The sequence below is a fragment of the Neorhizobium huautlense genome (assembly GCF_002968575.1).
In the GTDB taxonomy this organism is placed as follows: domain Bacteria; phylum Pseudomonadota; class Alphaproteobacteria; order Rhizobiales; family Rhizobiaceae; genus Neorhizobium; species Neorhizobium huautlense.
In genome coordinates, this window is the sequence record NZ_PVBM01000015.1 from 1 (window position 1) to 19,009 (window position 19,009).

The window sequence follows — 19,009 nt, forward strand, 5'->3', positions numbered from 1 at the left end:
TGCTGCGCTTCCTTTCCTGATGCTTGTGGCTGTTTGGACAGACCACGTTTTATCATCAGCTCGAAGCGCAGCACCTCCTGCATCACCGTGGAAGATGAGGCGAAAGCCGAATACCCCATCTCCGGTATGGACAAATTCAAGCTGGTCGGAGTGGAGTGATTCGAACACTCGACCCCCACGTCCCGAACGTGGTGCGCTACCAGACTGCGCTACACTCCGTGACCAGCGGGGGTTTCTATAGACCAGCATTTTTCTTTCCACAAGCGTCGTCGCGTAAAAATGACGACGGAATTATTACTCGTTTTGGAGCCTTGAGGTGAAAAACAAAGCGTTGCAAAAAAGCGGCGCCCTCAAAATATGATGTCCATAGTGCGGAGGGGAGCCTCCGGTGCTCTCCCTGCCTTATCACAGAATCTGTTACGTGCGATTCGCAGGCGCATTCCACCGGGCGCTGGAGAATAATAAGGACTTTGGAACCATGAGCCGTCGCATCATCATCTGCACCGCACTTATTGCCTTGGGGCAGGCTGGCTGCACCACCGCCAGCGTCGGTGGCAATCCGATTAACGCGCGCTGGGTCGGACATTCGGCTGGCGAGTTTTTCGCGAAATTCAGCCCGCCGATCAGCGACAGTGGTGAAGGCTCCTCCACCGTTTACAACTGGCGTGGTGGCTATAACCGCATCAAACAGCAGAACGGTCGTGTCGCTAGCGTCAGTTGCTCCGCAAAGATCAGCGTCTCAGACAACTACATCATTCGCGAAATCACGATCGTTTCTGATCGCCCCGGCACCAACGGACCGAGCTACTGCACGGAATTGCTGACGGCGAAGTAATGAGAGCCCCAGGCGGAGCGGTGAAACCTCATTCAAAGGATTATCTGCGGAGAAAGATGCCGACAATTTCATGGCTTAGGGAAGTGCCCGCACCCTCCTTAAACTCACTCCGGCACCGGACTAAGTTGGATCATCATCAGTTGCGTAAAATGCCGATAGGGATAAAAATACCGCCGATGCTGATGGCTCGATCATGCTCCATGACTGCAACACCTGGAGCCACATTGTGTTAAACACCTGAACTAGGATCAGAAAGACAAGCTGCCGGTCTTCCTTCAAAACGTTGGACCACAAAATGTCGCCGACACGTCACTTTTGCAGACTTTACATCCTGGCCGAGGACGAAATGACACGGTGTATCCAAGTGGCTTGCAGACGTGATTCAGCAAAAAGAAACTCCACTCACAATCTCAGCCGCGGCCATATTCCGAGTAGTCTCAATCGATGATGCTGAACGAGTTAAAGTCCAAACTCCATCTAAAGCTTGCCCAAGTCGTCCCAAAGGGCAAGACAAAGGAAAAGACGCCAGCCACTTTCAAACCTCGATCGATCATCGTTTTCCGAAAAAACGCCAACCCGACCTTCGCCTACTATCTCGAGGACCGGCTTACGTATTATTCCAGGCGAATACCCGTGATTGTCCGGTGCATTGACCACGACAATCTGGACGACATCGACCCCGCCGGCGCATTCGTCATTATCTGTCGCTATCTGCGTGCAAAGCATGTGAACTGGCTGAACCAGAATCAAAGCGACCTATGTGGAATTGGGATGCTCGTCGACGACGACATCCCAGCCGTAATCACAGGGGTCGAAGCCACGTTTCCATATAGGTTTTCTCTAGTCCGCTGGCATGTGGCGCCAATGGTTAGGCTCCGCGGCAAGCTTGACATAATATGGGCATCGACACCGCCGCTTGCTGCGCGACTGGCCGCCGACAACCAAGCAGTAAGGCTTCTACCTCCGCTGCCGCGCCGGGAGGATATCGGAGAAGTCCTAGTACGTCCACCATCCGATGGTGGGATAACGATGGGCTACTATGCAACAGGAATTCATATCAAGGAACATGCTTTTCTGGCGTCGTTCATCCCAGAGCTCTTAGCTCAGTATCCGCACGTCACGTTCGAAGTGGCGGCGGACCGACGAGTAAGACACCTGTGGGAACGACTTGCTGCGACTACCCCTCAGATCCGCTTCGCTTCCGTCGTGCCGTGGACGCAATTCTCGCAACGAACTGACTATGGCCGTTTGGACATCGCCCTGGTGCCACTGCTCGCTGGCTTGGTCAATGATGCAAGGGCTGACACGAAGCGGATGGACGTGTGCCGGCAGGGCGCTGCAGCGGTTTTTTCCAATGTTACCGCCTATGAGCGCAACCGACACCAAGATGAACTTCTGGTTGAGAATACACCTCAGTCATGGCGCCTCGCCATCGAAACTCTGATTAATTCGGACACAACCCGAGAAAAAGCGCGACTTGCCACCAGAGCCGCCCTTGTCAAACTCCGTTCCGAAGCGGATTTTACCATCCCCGGTCTCGTCGCATCGGCCGAGGCGTGGTAAGGAAACAGCAGTCGTCCTGCCTTTTTTGCTAGGCGTTTAGCCATTCACGGCAGCGATGGGCCACGCGCTGCCAGATCTTCTGGAAAAGCTTCCAGCACGAAGTCTTCGGCAATTTTGGAAAGATTGGGATTGTGGAAAGGGTCGTTTTTCAAAGACGTACCCCAACGCTGGAACATCACCGCTTCTTCACGTGCAAAACGTCGCAGTTTGACATCAGTGTCATCTTTGCCTCGCGAAACAGACTCGCGGTGCCAAAGCTTTGCAAAGGGCGTCCAAATGATACGCCTCCTCATCCGGCGCAATTTCAAGCAATAATCGACGTCATTGAAAGCTACCGTAAGATGCTCTTCGTCCATGCCTCCCACTGCCTGCCAAAGTGATCTAGTGGTCAGCATGCAGGCTCCTGTCACAGCCGAAACATCACGCCGCTCACGGAGAAGCCCACGATCTTCTCCTCCTTCGGGATGGATGAAGCTGAAACTGTGCCGCGCAATCGATCCAGCTCCAAGTGTTACACCTGCATGCTGGACGAAACCATCAGGGTAAAGCAGATAAGCACCGACAGCGCCCACCGTTTCGTCGCTCAACTCCCAAGCCATCTGCACTAGCCAATCGGGAGAAATGGGGTCCACGTCATTGTTTAGCAGCAAGATGAGGTCATGTCGGGCGGCGGCAACTCCTACGTTGCATGCGCGAGCAAAATTGAACTCGCCTGGCATGTTAATCACTCGCGCCCGACCCTCTGTCTGCAATTCGCGAAGATAGGCAAGGGTAGCTGGTTCACGGCTGTCATTATCGATGATGATGATATCAAGTTCAGCGCCCTTTGTTCGGTTCCGCAAACCCTCCATGCATGCCGACAAAAGATCAAGACGGTCGCGACTAGGAATGATGATCGTGACTTTCGGACGCCAATTCTCGCTAATTGCGGGACGTTCCGGACCATTTGTGCGAATTCTCGTTATCGTCCGAGAAAGCAGGACTTTCGGCACGTGAAGGACAGAGCGGGCAAAAGGTTCAGCAACCGATAAGATTACATCCTTCACAAGAGCATTCGAGATATCGATCTCGTGCGGAATAGACGACAAACGAATTAGAGCTGCGTCAAGCGGCAGCCAGCCGGATTTAGCGAGAAGCGGGCTCCAGGCCGGCTTGAAAAAAGGACTGTGGCGCCTGCCTCCGAAACCGAGGCGATCTTCATCCGGATAGACGACCGAGACCTCGGGCGAGGAGAATGGTTTTACCAACTCTTCTAGTGCCTCTTCGGCGAGCACAGCGCCGGCAGGTAAAGGCAGCCACAGAAATTCGTGGCTGGCCCCGCTCGACCGAAACAAAGGCAGATCCCCTCTCTCGACCTTACGCCAATTTCGAAATGCCTGGCGCGCGAGAGAATTCTCAGTCACCGCAGTTTGGACATTTGACGCCATTTCCAGCGTGATAAGAACGATAACATTTCCTGTCGGTTTCGCATCTCCAAATGTCGATACGCTCTTCAAATGCCGATCCAGCCAAAGACGATATGGCAAGGCATTTAGCTCCTCGGCGAGGCGCGCGAACCGAAATGAGACGCCCCTTCGGTTACCAATTAGGAACAGCTTTCCGATTCCCACAAATTTCCGGGGATTCTTTGCTAGCGCCCTGATGATCAGCTCCAGCAAGGAGGCACGCCTTACAGACATAATTGAAAGGTCAACCGGCGCCAGAGTCTTTTGGTCGGCACCGTAGATCTGCACCGTCATGGCGGCCTTAGGAACCCAGCAATAAAGAGTCGCTTGTCCGTTCGCATCAATCATCGGAGATCGGAAGACGAGCGAAGGATCTCGATCTTGCCGAAAGAAAGCTATTCGCACGTTGTTCGGCCAAGAAGCGCTTTGGTTGGAGATCGTTACTCGGATAAGTTCGCCCCTCAAGTGGGTGACCGGCACCGAGAGCACCCGAGGCTCTTTTCCCAACCTTTGTCCGCGATTGGAACCGCTAACAGCCAAAAACCTTGCTATGAACTTCATTGACCCGCAACGATTCTGTTCTGGGTTGCCCATGTCCAACTAAGATCGCATCCCGTCATTCACGCATGCGCAATCTAGGTCAACCGCAATCACAATGAGTCTCAGTCCAATTTCTGGCGAGTAAGTATAACGGCACCGCATGCGGCGCCACAAACGGCCAAACATGCAAGCAAGGTCAGAAAAAGAGACAGTGCAACCCTTGGATACTTGTTCGTATCGGGCACGGTCGGCTCGGTAAAATTGTCAACATAAACCAACTGAAGCGAACTTACCAATTTGACCTTTTCAAGGTCGGTGATTGCAGATTTCAATCTACCCTCCGCCATAGACAAATCTAATTTCAATTTGTCAAACATTGCGGAGTATTGGGCAAGGTTCCCATCTCCTTCCGTGGTCTGGCCCGCAGACTGAGCCCGCAACTGCCTCGCCTGCTCCTCCTGCGCGGCAATGCGCCTATCCAAATCGGTCATCTGCGGCGCATTCTTCCCGACGCTCTTGCTCAAAGCCAATCGGCGGCTCTTTAAGTCCGCTATACTCGCCTCGATGGTCGTCAGGACATCCTCGATCCGTTTCGCGGAGAGATCGATATCGAAAACGCCTGTCTGATTTTGTGTCTCCTGTATCTTGCCGCGAAGGTCAGCAACCTCCTTCGTTGCACGTTCAACATCCTCCTGCGTTGCAGAACGAAGGTCATCCCACATTCCCGAACTAAGTTTGTTGACTTGCGCTTCGGCGAGATGAAGTACAAGCTTCACCATTTCACTCGCCTCGTTCGGCGTATAAGCTGTCACTTCTAGTTCGACAATGCCACTTTTGGTATTGACGGACACAGATGCATGTCTCTTCCAGTATTCGAGCATCTCCTCCTGAGTAGCGTCGACCCGCAAGCGAGAAAAGAAATCGATATCTGATCGCCCATACAAGTTTTGAAGGTCAACTTGCCGCTGCATATCCTGAATGATCGCTGGGCTTTCGAGGTAATTTAGCAGGATGGCCGTATCCTGTACGATCTTCTCCTTTGGTTCGATCGTGTCGCTGGAGTACCTATCACGCGAAAGAAATGGCGTGGATGATCGTACGATGAACCGTACTTCCGAAGCATAGCCAGGACTGGCCATGAAGGTGTAATAGCAAATGCTACCAGCCATGGGCAGGACGAACGTCAAGCCGATCAGTAACATTATTAGGTAGGAAAAGACGCGATCTCGCGTCCTCGGCGACAATCCGGCGAGGCGATAGAGATTGCGGCGGCTTCTATTCTCAAACGTAAGAGCACGCGCATAGGAGCTTAGCGCCGACGCCAGTTTTTGGCTCCGACCGGTAACAGTCAGAGGCGCGGCTTGAATCGACAGAATTTCGTCTTTATTTGTTTTCTTCGACAAGAGCTTTCCGCCTATCCCTTATCGGTTGAGACGCATGTAGGTTGCAATACCATCTTCCACGTTATCAAATTGGACCATTTGTCCATCGATTAGAACGATAGCAACATCGCAGTAGTTCTTAATAGTCTGCATATCATGCGAGATCATAATGACATCCGATTTCTGACGTCTTGCACGAAACGCCTCCCGGCAACGGCGCTGAAAATTCGAATCACCGACAGCGGTAATTTCATCGACCAAATAGCAATCGAATTCGATCGCCATCGAGAGACCAAACGCAAACCGTGCCGCCATCCCCGATGAGTATGTTCTAAGGGGTTCGTTGATGTAACTGCCAATCTCGGCAAATTCCGCCACGAAGCGAAGGACGCGATTGAAGTCCTCACCATAGGCGCGTGCGACAAATTTGAGATTTTCCTTGCCGCTCAGTAAAGGATTCAAGCCGCTGGAGAATCCAAGCGGCCATGAAACGCGCACCTGTCTGCGCACGCGCCCCTTGTTGGGAAGTTCCGCCCCCGAGATCAACCGCATGGTGGTGGACTTGCCCGCTCCATTTACACCGAGCAGGCCATAAGAACGCCCCGCGGTAAAATGCACCGATTGATTTCGAAGGATGTATCTCCGATGTGCGGCGGTCTTGTAAAACTTTGTGACGTTTTCGAGTGCGATCACCTCTACACCCTATGATCTTCAATAGACATCCAGACCAGCGTCGCCGTCATCCAGAGCGTTAACAGACCCGCCGTGAGAATAATCCAACTGGAAAGACGGTCCGGATATTCCGATTCCTCCGGCATGTGCGGATCGGAAAAAGTAGAAATAAAGGTGGTTCGCTTCAGGGCCGTGGATTTGGCGGTGTCAAGATTGCGGACATTGGCTTCATAAATCGCCTGCGTCACAATCCGCCGGGTTTCGAGACGCGAGAATTCAGTAAGGCTCGCCGATAGTTGTGTTCCGTCGACTGCATCCTGGCCTGCTATGCTGTTTTGGCGCAGTTGAATTTGGTCATCGATAGCTTGAATCGAACGCCGCAGTTCCCGACCGCGCGCTGTATCATCTGCATTGGCAGCCTCCAGAGACTTCAGGCTGATCGTCAGCTGCAGCTTTTCTTCCATTAATTTCCCGATGACAGCGCTCAGCATCTTGGCAGACGAAAGCGGATCTAAAATGCCGGTCTTATTCTGGTAGTCACGCAATTCATCGAGCGCAACACGATATTCCTCCAGACTGGAATTAACTTCGCCTTCCACGCGGGTCACAAGATCCTTTTTCGCCCGCTCGGAAATCTTGTCGATCATCTCATCACATGCAGCCAAGGCAGCTTTCGATATTGCGACCGAATCCTCTGGAGAAAATGCGCGCAGGGTGAAGATAATGATCCCTGAAGGGCCGTCTACATAGGTATCGACATGCCGAATCCAGTACCGATAAAGTTCTTCAAATTGCGCATCGGTCGAAAGACGCGATAACCAGTCGATATCCTCCCTTAAGAAAAAGCTCCGCAGTCCGATCTGCGTATCAAGTTTGCGGACAATCTCGGGAGACTTGAGATAGTTTGCGACAACATACGCATCCTGCGTCAGAGAATCTCCGCCGACCATCGACCGCCCCTCGCGTTTTTCGGAGCTGTCAAACCTGTCACTCACACCGATCGTCCGAACGATCATCCTTGTTTCGGCCACATATTGGTCGCTTGCGATCAGAAAATAGTAAGCGGCAGACGCAATACCGGGAAGCAGAACAAACGCTAATAGCGTATTCCTCTTCGTGAAGAACAAACTGAAAAGCCGGGAAAACAAACCTTTGTCGGAAAGGCTTTCTAGCTCGGATGACTTCTCCCGAGAATCGTAGCCAATTTCAAGGCTCATTCATCTTCCCCGCCCAAACCCAAGGTCTCACTCTATTTTCCGATCTAGGTACGCCCGTCGGCAGATTTGACCATCTGTCCCCCTGTACCATTAACTACTTGCGCTTGCCCCAGCCCTATGTCTTCCAATTCCAATGGACCCGGCCTCCTGCTTATATCCCTTTGGGTATGGCATAACCATGGCACGCGTAAACTTTGGCGACAGCTCAAAGATAGATTTTGATCATTGCGCCACGTGGCCCACGATCTCCGACCGGCCTCAATGTTAAGACTTGAAAAGCTTCTGATCGAGAGACAGCCGTGAGGATAAGAACCGAGGCAGTCGATTGTGATGTGCACCGAGGTAATGACCTGCAACCAGTGCTGTACGCTGCCCGGCCCTCTCGAACCGATGACGAAGCGTAACCCTTCCGTACTGATCATCCAAACGCTGCCGGAAGGCCTGCAAGGAGAACTTCCCGGCAGCAATAACCGTCCGGCGCATACTGGGCGACAGTTTATACCCAAAATACTTGGAAAAGTTGCGCGATTCATCAAAAGCTCGGCGCAGCTGCTCTACGAACCCATAATCATGGGAATGATAGACTACGGCATTCGGAGCATAAGCTTTGTGATATCCCGCCTCGATGATCATCGAAGCCCATATCTGGTCTTCAGCAAACTCAACGTCCGGATAAGGGATTTTCTCCCACACGGATTTTCGCAACAGCGAGTTATTGTCAGAATAGAAGTGCAGTAGCTGCCGCCAGCCCTGGTCCCTCTCATATCTGGCTGAATCGAGATCACGGGAAACCACCAGGCGGTGCGCTAGGAAGCCGTCGAAATGGCGATCCAAATCGTTCTTCGTAAAGGGTGATGCCGTAGAATAGGCTATGTGCCGACCGAAAACGCCGGCGATCTTCGTATCCTGCTCCGCAGCAGCTACAAGGGCGGCGAGCCATGTTGCATCGACGGGCTCCGCATCGTGCGTAAGAAAAGCAACGAAGTCGGCATTGGCCAGTTGGACGCCCAGGTTGCGGGTCTTGCCATGACCGAATTCATGCGGTGCAATTTCCAAATAGCGTATCCGATCCAGGCTTCGCAAATATTCCTTGGTGCCGTCTGTGGAACCGGAGTCAATCGCTATGACCTCATACGACCAAGGCACGCGCTGAGCCAACACCTTATCCAGCACTTTCGGTAGCACGCGCATGGCATTCTTGGTCGGAATGACCACTGCGCAACGATGCCTTACCACTGCCTATCCCCCCTCTCGACCGCCTGTTGCACCCGCTCCCGGATCGCTGCCTCTATCATGCGGGCCGATTTCTCCCAGGAATAGCCGCTCACGTGCGACAACCCTTCTTGTCGGAGACGATCACGCTCCTGACAATTCTTCAGTAGCCGTTCCATCGTATCTGCAATCCCCTGGGGTGTGGGTTTCGCGAAAGCCATCGTGTCTTCCGGAAAGATCGTCCGCACCGTGTCGAGATCTAGATCGATCACCGGTAGACCACAGGCCATCATTTCCTTGTTGACCAGCGAATGATTGGTTACGGAGAAGACCACGCCAATCGTGGCCTCGCGATAGAGCTGTGCAAGTTCCTCACCGTTCAAAATACCGCGGTCACGATATGGAAACGCGAGGTCGAGCTTGCCGAGGTTCCAACCGAAGAAATCGACTTCGAATTCCACGCCGCGCTTGTGCAGGATTTCTAGTGCCATAAATGCAAGCTCAACCGCCCGGCGAGGCGTCACATAACGCGCATAAAGAGCGATCCGTGCCGGGTGACGTTTATGATGCGCCGAACCCAAATTATATACCTTCGCGTCGTAGGCAAGCGGCCACGACATAGACCACCGACCGAAATCTTTCGACATGCGCTTGTGCAGCCAGTCGCCGGCGCAGAGGCAATCGAAATCGAAATGATAGGTAGCCTCGGTCAACAACGCCTCAGTGCCGGCCGGATAGAAGGCCGGCTCGAAATCCTGAACGAAGTAGAACTTGCGTATGAAGCGTTCCATGGCATTGACCGGATAACAGGTAAAACGATCGGTTGCGATCAGCGCATCGCCAGAAGCATCAGGCGTAAGGCCCTCAAATAGCTCGACGGTTCCCGAAAATGACTGAAAGTGCTTATTGATGCTTTGCTTCGCCTCGGCGCTGGTCTTGTGAACTCTTGGATTTTGAATCAGAAAACTCACGTCGTGGCCGAACTTTTCTAGATGACTTGCGATACGAAAAATCGTCATGTGCCCACCGGCTCCGGGCAGGAAATCCGGGATCACCCATGTGATACGGAGCCGGGACGGATTCATGCTATCTATCGGTGGACGACCACCCGAAGGCGCATAGTCTATGAAGCTCTTTAGATGGCTTATTTGGCGCTCGAACGCCGTTTTTCTCTTTCGATGCGGCGTCATAAGACGCCACAGGCGCCGCGCGATAGACTGCAATGACACTAACCGGCCTTCCTTCGTTCCAGCTGAAGCGGGGTTTCGAATCTTCAAAATGGATACGGCGTTTGTCCACCCAAAGATGCAAACAAGCACCTTTCGTGCAATACGTGGCGTAAGCATGTTTCGCAAGCGCCAAAGCTACAGGTCAACGGACGACAATACCTCTGACAGAGGAGGTTTTGATGAGCGAAAGGAAGACTGTCTTACGGAAGGCACTCTACGGTTCGCATATTGTTGATCATTTAGATAACGCCCGAAAGCACCTTTTCCCGTAAATATCGCCCATAGGCGCTTTTTCCGTACGCGTCCGCGAGCCTGGATAATGAAGAATGATCAATGAACCCTCTGGAGAATGCAATCTCCTCTGGACAGCAGATCTTGACGTCTTGGCGGCGCTCCAGGGTAGCTACAAATTCGGCAGCCTCAAGCAAACTGTCCGGCGTGCCTGTATCGAACCAGGCGTATCCTCTGCCAAGGATCTTCACATCGAGAAGCCCTCTTTCAAGATAAGCCTTGTTGACGTCAGTAATCTCCAGTTCACCTCGCTGCGACGGCTTGAGATTTGCGGCGATCTCGATCACGTTACGGTCATAAAAATAGAGGCCGGTGACAGCGTAGCTGGATCTTGGTGTAGCTGGTTTTTCCTCAATAGAAATAGCCTTCATGGCGGAATCGAACTCAACGACGCCATAGCGTTTCGGATCGGCGACATGATAGGCGAATATAGTGGCGCCCTGTAGCTTGGCGATTGCCAACTCGAACACCTCCGTAATGCCGTGGCCATAAAAGATGTTATCACCTAGGATAAGACAGGACGGTTCTTCCGCAACGAAATCCGCGGCAATGATATATGCCTGCGCCAAACCGCCCGGTTCCGGCTGGACGGCATAACTGAGCGAAATCCCCCATTGCGATCCATCTCCCAACAGGCGTTCAAACAGAGGCATGTCGATCGGTGTCGAGATGATCAAGATGTCACGAATGCCGGCTAACATCAGGGTCGACAACGGATAGTAGATCATCGGCTTGTCGTAGACGGGCATAAGCTGCTTCGATATCACCTTGGTCATCGGGTGAAGCCGCGTTCCGCTTCCGCCAGCGAGAATGATGCCTTTCATCCTTGTCCCTGCTCCTTGTATTGTTGTTGAGCAAGACGAGCTACGGTTTTCGCCGTGGATTTCCGCCAATCCGGAAGGCGAACATCGTGAATTTCCCCGAGCTTGCTGCATTCTAATTTTGAGTTGACTGGTCGTTTCGCCTGTGTCGGATATTGACTGGATGGGATGCGCGCTACATCCACCGTGGGCCCAGCGTGCAGTGCTGACTGCGCAAAAATTTCAACAGCGAAATCAGCCCAGCTGGCTTCGCCTGAGCCCGCCATGTGGAAGATCCCGCGAAGTTCAGAGGCATCGCTAGACAGTACATTGGCTGCAACTTTCAAAATCCCATCGGCGATATCGAGCGCTGAGGTGGGATTGCCTATTTGATCATCGACAACGTTCAGGCGGTCTCGGCCTTCCGCCAACCGCAGCATTGTTTTCAAAAAATTCTTCCCAAACGGGCTATAGACCCAAGCGGTGCGGAGTATCACATGGTTCGAAGTGGCTTCCGCAACGGCCTTTTCTCCTGCGAGCTTGGAGCGGCCATAGGCTCCAAGCGGAGCCACAGGATCCGATTCGATATAGGCGAGGGGTTTGCTTCCATCGAAGACGTAGTCTGTGGAAAGATGGATCACTGGAACATCGAGCTCGGTGGCCAGGGCTGCGATCTTTCCTGCCGCAACTCCGTTAACAACGGTTGCAGCGTCTTCCTCGGTCTCTGCCTGGTCCACAGCAGTATAGGCAGCAGCCGAGACGATGACGTCCGGGTGGACGTTGCGCAATATTGCTTCAATGCTGTCGGGAGCCGACAAATCCAGCTCCGGGCGGCCGATAGCGATGACCTCAAAGCGATCACTATACCGCCCACGCTCCAGCAAAGACTGGACGACCTGTCCATACCTGCCAGTCACCACCATCCGTGCCCGGCTGCCATTCATGCCACAGCCTGTTTGTTGGAAGCCAAAAGACCAAGACGATCGCCGCCATAATCCTTTCTTAAGGGCTGCCACCACCATTCATTTTCAAGATACCACCGCACCGTCTTCTCGATACCACTGTCAAAATTTTCCTGTGCCCTCCACCCAAGTTCTGTCTCCAGCTTGGTGGCGTCTATCGCATACCGAGCATCGTGCCCCGGCCGATCGGCGACATAGGTAATCAAGCGACTATGGGAGGTATCTCGCGGCCGCAACTGATCCATCAGTTCGCAGATTCGATTGACCACATCAATGTTGCGACGTTCGTTGCGGCCGCCAACATTGTAGGTTTCTCCGACCCTTCCTCGCTCGGCAATTGTATCGAGCGCCCGGGCATGATCCTCGACATAAAGCCAGTCCCGGATATTGGCGCCATTGCCGTAGACTGGCAGCGGCTTACCATCCATCGCGTTGAGGATCATCAGCGGGATGAGCTTTTCCGGGAAATGATAGGGGCCGTAATTGTTGGAGCAATTGGAGACCACGACCGGCAGGCCGTAGGTCCGCACCCAGGCCTTGGCCAGGTGGTCGGACGCCGCCTTGGAGGCCGAATACGGCGAACTCGGATCATAAGGGGTCTCTTCGGTGAAGAGCCCTCCGTCGCTGAGAGATCCATAAACCTCGTCCGTAGAGACATGCAGGAAGCGGAATGCATCCCTTTCGGCATCGTCTAGTGTCATCCAATACTGCCGGGCACATTCGAGCATATTGAACGTACCCAGGACATTCGTATCGATAAAATCCTTCGCACCCGTAATCGACCGATCCACATGGCTTTCGGCCGCCAGATGCATGATCCGATCAGGGTGGAAGCTAGAAATCGCCTCGGTAATTGCTGCACGGTCACCGATGTCGGCTTTCAGGAAACGATAGTTCGTCCGATTTCCTGTTGCCTTCAGTGAAGTCTCCGTACCAGCGTATGTCAGTTTGTCGACATTCAGAACCTCGTAGCCTTTCTCAAGGACGAGATATCTTACTACTGCCGACCCGATAAATCCGGCTCCACCTGTGACGATCACCCGCATGTTTTTGAGTATCTCCTCTGTATTATGAGCAGGTTAAAGCGCGGCGCGTTATTGTTCTTCAGGTACAAAGAAATTTGCCTGATGATCGGCTAGCGTTGGTTGTTTCCGGTCTTTTTCTGATAGAACAGCACGATCGGAGGATATTGGCCAGGTGATACCGATCGCCGGATCATTCCATAGCAGGCCACGGTCGTGTTGAGGGCTGTAGTAGTCAGTCACCTTGTAGCTGATAACGGTATCGGGTTTCAGGGTGCAAAAGCCGTGCGCAAAACCAGGCGGCACCCATAATTGGTGGGCGCTCTCTGCCGTCAGTTCGATTGCCACATATTGGCCGAAGGTTGGTGATCCGTTCCGAATATCGACAGCCACATCCAAAAGCGCGCCCGCTGTACATGAGACCAGTTTTCCCTGGGCTCTCGGATTGAGTTGGAAGTGCAACCCCCGCACAGTGCCGACTTCCGCTGAAAAAGATCGATTTTCCTGAACAAATGCATGGGATCCCACATTTGCGTCGAACAGATATTGTCGAAATGTCTCCATAAAGTAACCGCGAGTATCGCCAAACTTCTTTGGAGTAATCAAAACGACGTCCGGTATCTTCATACGCTCGAACAGCATGGGATCTCCATGGCTTGAAAATTATCGGTTGCGTATGAACCACACTGAAACCTCAAGCGCAACGCATAGGTTGGCTTTAATCTGGGAAATAGCTTCGCTTCTCCGGTGAAGAATATCTCCGACCCATTGCCCAGTCTCCTTAGCCTTCCGGCCAATGGTGAAGCCGTCCGATTGCCCTAAAGTACGAGGTGGGAGGCCTCACATGAAGATCGCGATCCTGTCCGACGTCCACGCCAACCGCGAGGCCTTCCAGGCGGTCCTGGCCGACTGCAGGTCACGCGGCGTGGATCGTTTTGTCATACTCGGTGACATTGTCGGTTACGGTCCTGATCCGGGCTGGTGTGTGGACAAGGCCACCGAGCTAGCCGAAGCAGGTGCCGTGATTGTCCGAGGCAATCACGACCAGGCGGTCGCGACGCCTTCGTCATCCATGAGCTCCACCGCAAGGACGGCAATCGACTGGACGAGGGATGCACTGAGTCCGGCGCAAAAGCTCTTCCTGGCGAAGTTGCCGCTTTCCGTCACAGAGGATGATCGGTTCTACGTCCATTCGGACGCCTCGGCGCCATCCCGGTTTCATTATGTGAGCAACGCCGAAGCCGCAGCGCTGCATTTTTCGCGCTGCGGAGCGCGCTTGAGCTTCTGCGGCCATGTGCACCGACCCGCTCTCTATTCTTTCGGTGCCGGCGGCAAGGTGACGTCCTTCGCGCCGTCGAGCACCGTGCCGATTCCGTTGCTGATGCAGCGGCGCTGGCTTGCGGTGATCGGTTCCGTCGGCCAGCCGCGGGACGGCGATCCCGCCGCAGGCTTTGCAATCCTAGATACCGATAGCGGCGAACTCTGTTTCTTGAAGGTCCCCTATGACGTCGAGGAAACCGCAGCCAAGATCCGCGCTGCCGGCCTGCCGGACAGCCTGGCAAGCCGGCTCTCAAAGGGGACCTGACCATGCCTTCAGCGACGCTCCAGCCCGGAAGCAGGATCGATGGCTTTACCATAGTCGAGGTGGCCCATCGCGGCGGCATGGCAAAGCTGTTTTCGGTATCCCATCCAGACTATGATTTCCCGCTTCTCATGAAGGTGCCGGCGGTCGGCGGCGGCGCAGACCCGGCCACGATCGTCGGTTTCGAGATGGAGCAGATGATCCTGCCGCGGCTTTCGGGCTCGCATGTGCCCCGGTTCGTGGCAAGCGGCGACTTCGATCAGCAACCCTATATCGTCTTCGAACGGCTGCCCGGACAATCGCTCTACCACCGGCTCGAGATGTTGCCGCTCGGCCAGGCGGAGGTGGCCGACCTCGGCGCACGGATCGCGACCGCGCTCGCAGATCTGCATCGTCAGGACGTCGTCCATCTCGATATCAAGCCCTCGAATGTCATGTTCCGCGAAACCGGCGAAGCCGTGCTGGTCGACTATGGCCTTGCCCGCCACCTGCACCTTCCGGATCTGATGGACGAGGAGTTCCGTCTGCCTTACGGCACCGCCCCCTATATGGCGCCTGAACAGATCCTCGGGGTCAGAAGCGATTGCCGCAGCGATATTTTCGCGCTCGGCGTGTTGATGTATTTCTTCGCGACGGGAACACGGCCGTTCGGCGATCCGCAGGGAATGAAGGGGCTAAAAAAACGGCTGTGGCGCGATCCGGCGCCGCCACGCGCGTTGCGGCCGGAAATTTCCAAGCCATTGCAGGAAGTGATTCTGCGCTGCCTGGAGGTCAACCCGGCGCGGCGTTATCCGGCAGCGGCGCAGCTCGCCATGGACCTCAAGGACCTCTCCAAGGTTGCGCTTACCGCGCGGGCGGAAAAAATCCGGCGGGACGGCTTGGCGGAAGCGCTGAAGCGCCGCTTTAACCCGGATCCGATCGAACTTCTGAAAGAAAAGACCGCCCGGGAGGCACAGGGAAAGGCGCCGATCGTCATGGCTGCGATCGATCTGACGGACAGTTCGGTCGATCTGGCCGAAGAGTTGCGGCTCACCCTGCAGCGGATCCTCGACAATACCCCGAACGCCCGCATCGCCTGCTTCAATGTTCTGAAGATCAACCGTATCGCCCTGGACAAGGAAGTCGATGAAACCGGAACGAACCTGCATGTCGCACGCCTCGTGCAACTGAAACATTGGGCAGAGCCGCTCAGGTCTCCCGAAAGCACGATCACCCACCACGTCATCGAGGCGGTTTCACCGGCCGACGCCATCCTCGAATTCGCACGGCAAAACCTCGTAGACCACATCGTAATGGGGGCGCGAGCGCATTCAACAATCCGCACCCTCCTTGGCAGCGTCTCTGGCGCTGTGGCGACCCACGCCCCCTGTACTGTGACGGTGGTAAGGCGCCGCAGCAAGAGAGGGGGATAGGCAGCTTCAAGAAATAACGCAATGTCATGATCTTCTGTGGCTACCGTTTTAGGCCGACCGGCATGCTATATCTCAGTGTGGGCCGTTCAATGTATCGGGAATGGCCAGTCTTCGCATGATGATCTACCGCCTCGTTTCCGATCCTCTTCATCAGGGTTTAGACACGTAGGCAACCGACATCATAGCCTTCACCTTCAACAGCCCCTGAAGCATTCAGGTCAACAACGAGACCGTTAAGGTTCAACACGTTAATTCGGCACGTTCCGATCAGGTCGGTCTGGGCAGAAACGCAGGTCACGGTCGATGCAGACGACCGGATGCCTGGCGAGAAACGGAATCGTCGTGGTTCGGTCAATCACCGCTCTCCGCTCAGCAGTCCGGCCTCGCCCCGCTCACCGAATAACGATCGTCCTGCAGTGCCACTAATCTTGTCGTGCTTACCTCATCAAAGAAGTCTACTGCGGAGCAGTTCGTAACTTCACTCGCTGACCGGCGATGGGGGACCGGGGTAGCTAAAAATTCACTATCAAAATCAAGTGTTGTGTTGCTTGAAAAGCTTTCTTAAGTAACGCCCCTGATAACAATAGCGTGTGCGGGCGGTAACGAGACCGTATTATCCGAAAGGGAATCAGGTGACTGGGAGCTTCACTTCAAGCAGGGTTCAGGCAGCCTCCGGGAACACGCTAGTTGACGGGGTGCTTAGTGGCCATGCATGGGCGGGTCCGGTGACCTATTCATTCCCTTCTGCCTCCACAAGTTACAGCTATTCAGGAGAGCCGCTTTCGTTCAGCACGGTTTCCGACAACCAGCAGGCGGCGGCACTTTTGGCGCTCGAAGCCTCCTACGGCGGCAAGGCCAACGACGGATTTTCGGTGGAAGGATTTACGAACCTTGCGATCTCTGCCGGTTCGGCGACAACTGCCACCCTCCGTTTCGCTGAATCGAGCGCCCCGTCGACAGCGTGGGCATATTTGCCGGGTGGGTATTCGCAGGCAGGCGATATTTGGTTTGGCCGAGGGTATAATTATCGCAGTCCCGTGGCCGGCAACTATGAGTGGCACACGATGCTACACGAGATTGGCCACGCGCTTGGGCTCAAGCATGGCCACGAGAGCGAAGGAGGATTCAATCCTCTGCCGGCTAGCTATGATAACTTAGAATATTCCATCATGACGTATCGAAGCTACGTTGGCGGACCAATAGACGGTTATCGCTACGGCATGAGTGACGCTCCTCAATCCTACATGATCGCCGACATTGCTGGTCTGCAGCAGATGTATGGAGCAGACTACTCCACAAATAATGGCCACACGACATACAAATGGCAGCCAGGTTCAGGTGTCACGCTAGTGGACGGCCAAGCGGGCATTCTTGCTTCGGGGAGAGAGATTTTCGCAACCATCTGGGATGGCGGTGGAGTCGATACGTTCGATCTCACCGCTTATTCGACAAGTCTGAAGGTGGATCTTCGTCCCGGCATGGCGTCCCTCTTCAGCTCGGCTCAGGCTGCATATCTTGGTGGCGGCCCTAACGGCGGCTACGCGCGGGGCAATATCTATAATGCCCTTCTGTACAAGGGTAATACTGCCTCTTTGATTGAGAATGTGAAAGGCGGCGGAGCCGCCGATTCAATCATTGGCAATCAGGTGAATAACACCCTTTCGGGATATTCGGGAAACGACACGCTTAGCGGTGAAGCCGGAAACGACACACTCATTGGAGGACTAGGTGGGGATCGCCTGTACGGCGGAATTGGCATTGATACGGCGTCCTATGCCGCAGCAAGCGCTGCGGTTATCGCCAGTCTCTATTCGCCTTCGATCAACCGGGGCGAGGCCGCGGGTGACATTTATTCTTCGATCGAGAATCTGATTGGTTCGTCCTACGGGGATACCTTGCATGGCGATAAGGGAAGCAACCGCCTAAACGGCGGGGCTGGCAACGACACTCTGAACGGCGACGACGGAAACGACCTACTATTCGGCGATACAGGTGCCGACAGACTTTACGGCGGAAACGGGTCGGATACTGCGATTTACGAAACCGCTACCGGTGCCGTATCTGCCAGTTTGGCGTCTTCCACAAATAACACGGGTGACGCCAAAGGAGATATCTACTCTTCAATCGAGAATTTGACAGGCAGCAAATATAGCGACCGCCTGGAGGGCAATTCGGCCGCGAACGTACTTTCGGGAGGCGAAGGCAATGACACCTTGATAGGCGGGGCGGGAACTGACAGGCTTTTGGGTGGAAGCGGATCGGATACTGCCTCTTATGTCACGGCGAGAGTAGGCGTAAGGGCGAGTTTGGTGTCGCCGAGCACCAACATCTCCGATGCCGCTGGAGATGTTTATTCGTCAATCGAAAACTTGATGGGTAGCAAATACAATGACCAACTTTATGGGGACGCTGGCGCTAACATTTTGTCTGGCGGGGCCGGCCACGATATCCTCGCTGGCGGAGCTGGTGCCGACCGCTTGGGGGGCAATGACGGAAATGACAAGCTATATGGTCAAGCCGGAAACGATGTGATGAATGGTGGCTTGGGCAGTGATACCTTCTACTTCGTTTTTGGTTTCGGGAAGGATTTTATCGAGGACTTCTCCACCGTTGCAGGCGACGTCATGCACTTCGCGGCTGATATTTTCTCCGATCTTTCTTCCCTGCTGGACGCGGCGGTTCAACAGGGACAAGACACGATTATTGTCCACGACGCGAATAACGTGCTGACTTTGAAGAACGTTTCGCTAAGTAACCTGCAGAACGACGACTTCGTCTTCGTATAATAATTAGCTAGCGGGTCTTTTGGCTTGGTGCCGCTATGGTAGTCGAAGCCTCTACCTTC

15 protein-coding genes and 1 tRNA gene are annotated in these 19,009 nt (G+C 54.1%); 5 read left to right on the forward strand and 11 right to left on the reverse strand.

Annotation, left to right across the window (positions count from 1 at the left end; genetic code table 11):
* Window positions 1-142: 142 nt before the first annotated feature.
* A tRNA-Pro gene (locus C5L12_RS16685) sits at window positions 143-219 on the reverse strand.
* 259 nt (window positions 220-478) lie between these two features.
* Between C5L12_RS16685 and C5L12_RS16690 the strand changes: the two genes are divergently transcribed.
* Window positions 479-835 carry a hypothetical protein gene (locus C5L12_RS16690; RefSeq protein ID WP_105373187.1) on the forward strand — a complete coding sequence of 119 codons (357 nt, stop codon included), beginning with the start codon at window positions 479-481 and terminating at the stop codon, window positions 833-835.
* 444 nt (window positions 836-1,279) lie between these two features.
* The gene (locus C5L12_RS16695; protein WP_105373188.1) at window positions 1,280-2,398 is read left to right on the forward strand and encodes a hypothetical protein; all 1,119 of its coding nucleotides are present in this window, start codon (window positions 1,280-1,282) and stop codon (window positions 2,396-2,398) included.
* 44 nt (window positions 2,399-2,442) lie between these two features.
* Here C5L12_RS16695 and C5L12_RS16700 read toward each other — a convergent pair whose 3' ends face one another.
* The 10 genes from C5L12_RS16700 to rfbC all read right to left on the reverse strand — a co-directional run bounded on the left by C5L12_RS16700 (window position 2,443) and on the right by rfbC (window position 13,812).
* The gene (locus tag C5L12_RS16700) at window positions 2,443-4,191 is read right to left on the reverse strand and encodes a glycosyltransferase family 2 protein (protein WP_157949069.1); all 1,749 of its coding nucleotides are present in this window, start codon (window positions 4,189-4,191) and stop codon (window positions 2,443-2,445) included.
* A gap of 314 nt (window positions 4,192-4,505) precedes the next feature.
* Window positions 4,506-5,786: a KpsE/RkpR family capsule polysaccharide export protein gene (locus C5L12_RS16705; protein WP_157949070.1), complete on the reverse strand. Its 1,281-nt coding sequence runs from the start codon at window positions 5,784-5,786 to the stop codon at window positions 4,506-4,508.
* A gap of 18 nt (window positions 5,787-5,804) precedes the next feature.
* Window positions 5,805-6,458: an ABC transporter ATP-binding protein gene (locus C5L12_RS16710; RefSeq protein WP_105373191.1), complete on the reverse strand. Its 654-nt coding sequence runs from the start codon at window positions 6,456-6,458 to the stop codon at window positions 5,805-5,807.
* Between the two features lie 2 nt (window positions 6,459-6,460).
* A complete protein-coding gene (locus tag C5L12_RS16715) occupies window positions 6,461-7,654 on the reverse strand; it encodes a KpsE/RkpR family capsule polysaccharide export protein (protein ID WP_105373192.1) in 1,194 nt (397 codons plus the stop codon).
* 264 nt (window positions 7,655-7,918) lie between these two features.
* Window positions 7,919-8,869, reverse strand: coding sequence for a glycosyltransferase family 2 protein (locus C5L12_RS16720; protein WP_205839352.1), 951 nt, complete (start codon window positions 8,867-8,869; stop codon window positions 7,919-7,921).
* 14 nt (window positions 8,870-8,883) lie between these two features.
* A complete protein-coding gene (locus C5L12_RS16725; protein ID WP_157949071.1) occupies window positions 8,884-9,885 on the reverse strand; it encodes a rhamnosyltransferase WsaF family glycosyltransferase in 1,002 nt (333 codons plus the stop codon).
* 449 nt (window positions 9,886-10,334) lie between these two features.
* Window positions 10,335-11,210 carry a glucose-1-phosphate thymidylyltransferase RfbA gene (rfbA, locus tag C5L12_RS16730; protein WP_105373194.1) on the reverse strand — a complete coding sequence of 292 codons (876 nt, stop codon included), beginning with the start codon at window positions 11,208-11,210 and terminating at the stop codon, window positions 10,335-10,337.
* The gene (rfbD, locus tag C5L12_RS16735; protein ID WP_105373195.1) at window positions 11,207-12,130 is read right to left on the reverse strand and encodes a dTDP-4-dehydrorhamnose reductase; all 924 of its coding nucleotides are present in this window, start codon (window positions 12,128-12,130) and stop codon (window positions 11,207-11,209) included. The genes rfbA and rfbD overlap by 4 nt, the downstream gene beginning before the upstream one ends.
* Complete coding sequence (gene rfbB / locus C5L12_RS16740) at window positions 12,127-13,194, reverse strand: dTDP-glucose 4,6-dehydratase (protein ID WP_105373196.1); 1,068 nt, start codon at window positions 13,192-13,194, stop codon at window positions 12,127-12,129. Before rfbB ends, rfbD begins: the two co-directional genes overlap by 4 nt.
* A gap of 48 nt (window positions 13,195-13,242) precedes the next feature.
* Window positions 13,243-13,812 carry a dTDP-4-dehydrorhamnose 3,5-epimerase gene (gene rfbC / locus C5L12_RS16745; RefSeq protein WP_105373197.1) on the reverse strand — a complete coding sequence of 190 codons (570 nt, stop codon included), beginning with the start codon at window positions 13,810-13,812 and terminating at the stop codon, window positions 13,243-13,245.
* 202 nt (window positions 13,813-14,014) lie between these two features.
* Here rfbC and C5L12_RS16750 point away from each other — a divergent pair, with 202 nt between their 5' ends.
* The 3 genes from C5L12_RS16750 (at window position 14,015) to C5L12_RS29075 (ending at window position 18,950) form a co-directional block, all read left to right on the forward strand.
* A complete protein-coding gene (locus tag C5L12_RS16750; RefSeq protein WP_105373198.1) occupies window positions 14,015-14,755 on the forward strand; it encodes a metallophosphoesterase family protein in 741 nt (246 codons plus the stop codon).
* A 2-nt stretch (window positions 14,756-14,757) separates the two neighbouring features.
* Window positions 14,758-16,164, forward strand: a complete 1,407-nt coding sequence (locus tag C5L12_RS16755; protein ID WP_105373199.1) for a bifunctional serine/threonine-protein kinase/universal stress protein — start codon at window positions 14,758-14,760, stop codon at window positions 16,162-16,164.
* Window positions 16,165-16,796: 632 nt separating this feature from the next.
* Entirely contained in the window at window positions 16,797-18,950 is a 2,154-nt protein-coding gene (locus C5L12_RS29075) for a M10 family metallopeptidase (RefSeq protein WP_157949072.1), read from the forward strand.
* The last annotated feature ends 59 nt before the right edge of the window (window positions 18,951-19,009 follow it).

Bases quoted from the DNA above. Each gene is read 5' to 3' on its own strand.
- C5L12_RS16690 (WP_105373187.1), top strand. From the start codon at position 479: ATGAGCCGTCGCATCATCATCTGCACCGCACTTATTGCCTTGGGGCAG.
- C5L12_RS16695 (WP_105373188.1), top strand. From the start codon at position 1,280: ATGATGCTGAACGAGTTAAAGTCCAAACTCCATCTAAAGCTTGCCCAA.
- C5L12_RS16700 (WP_157949069.1), bottom strand. From the start codon at position 4,191: ATGATTGATGCGAACGGACAAGCGACTCTTTATTGCTGGGTTCCTAAG.
- C5L12_RS16715 (WP_105373192.1), bottom strand. From the start codon at position 7,654: ATGAGCCTTGAAATTGGCTACGATTCTCGGGAGAAGTCATCCGAGCTA.
- C5L12_RS16725 (WP_157949071.1), bottom strand. From the start codon at position 9,885: ATGACGATTTTTCGTATCGCAAGTCATCTAGAAAAGTTCGGCCACGAC.
- rfbA (WP_105373194.1), bottom strand. From the start codon at position 11,210: ATGAAAGGCATCATTCTCGCTGGCGGAAGCGGAACGCGGCTTCACCCG.
- rfbD (WP_105373195.1), bottom strand. From the start codon at position 12,130: ATGAATGGCAGCCGGGCACGGATGGTGGTGACTGGCAGGTATGGACAG.
- rfbB (WP_105373196.1), bottom strand. From the start codon at position 13,194: ATGCGGGTGATCGTCACAGGTGGAGCCGGATTTATCGGGTCGGCAGTA.
- rfbC (WP_105373197.1), bottom strand. From the start codon at position 13,812: ATGCTGTTCGAGCGTATGAAGATACCGGACGTCGTTTTGATTACTCCA.
- C5L12_RS16750 (WP_105373198.1), top strand. From the start codon at position 14,015: ATGAAGATCGCGATCCTGTCCGACGTCCACGCCAACCGCGAGGCCTTC.
- C5L12_RS16755 (WP_105373199.1), top strand. From the start codon at position 14,758: ATGCCTTCAGCGACGCTCCAGCCCGGAAGCAGGATCGATGGCTTTACC.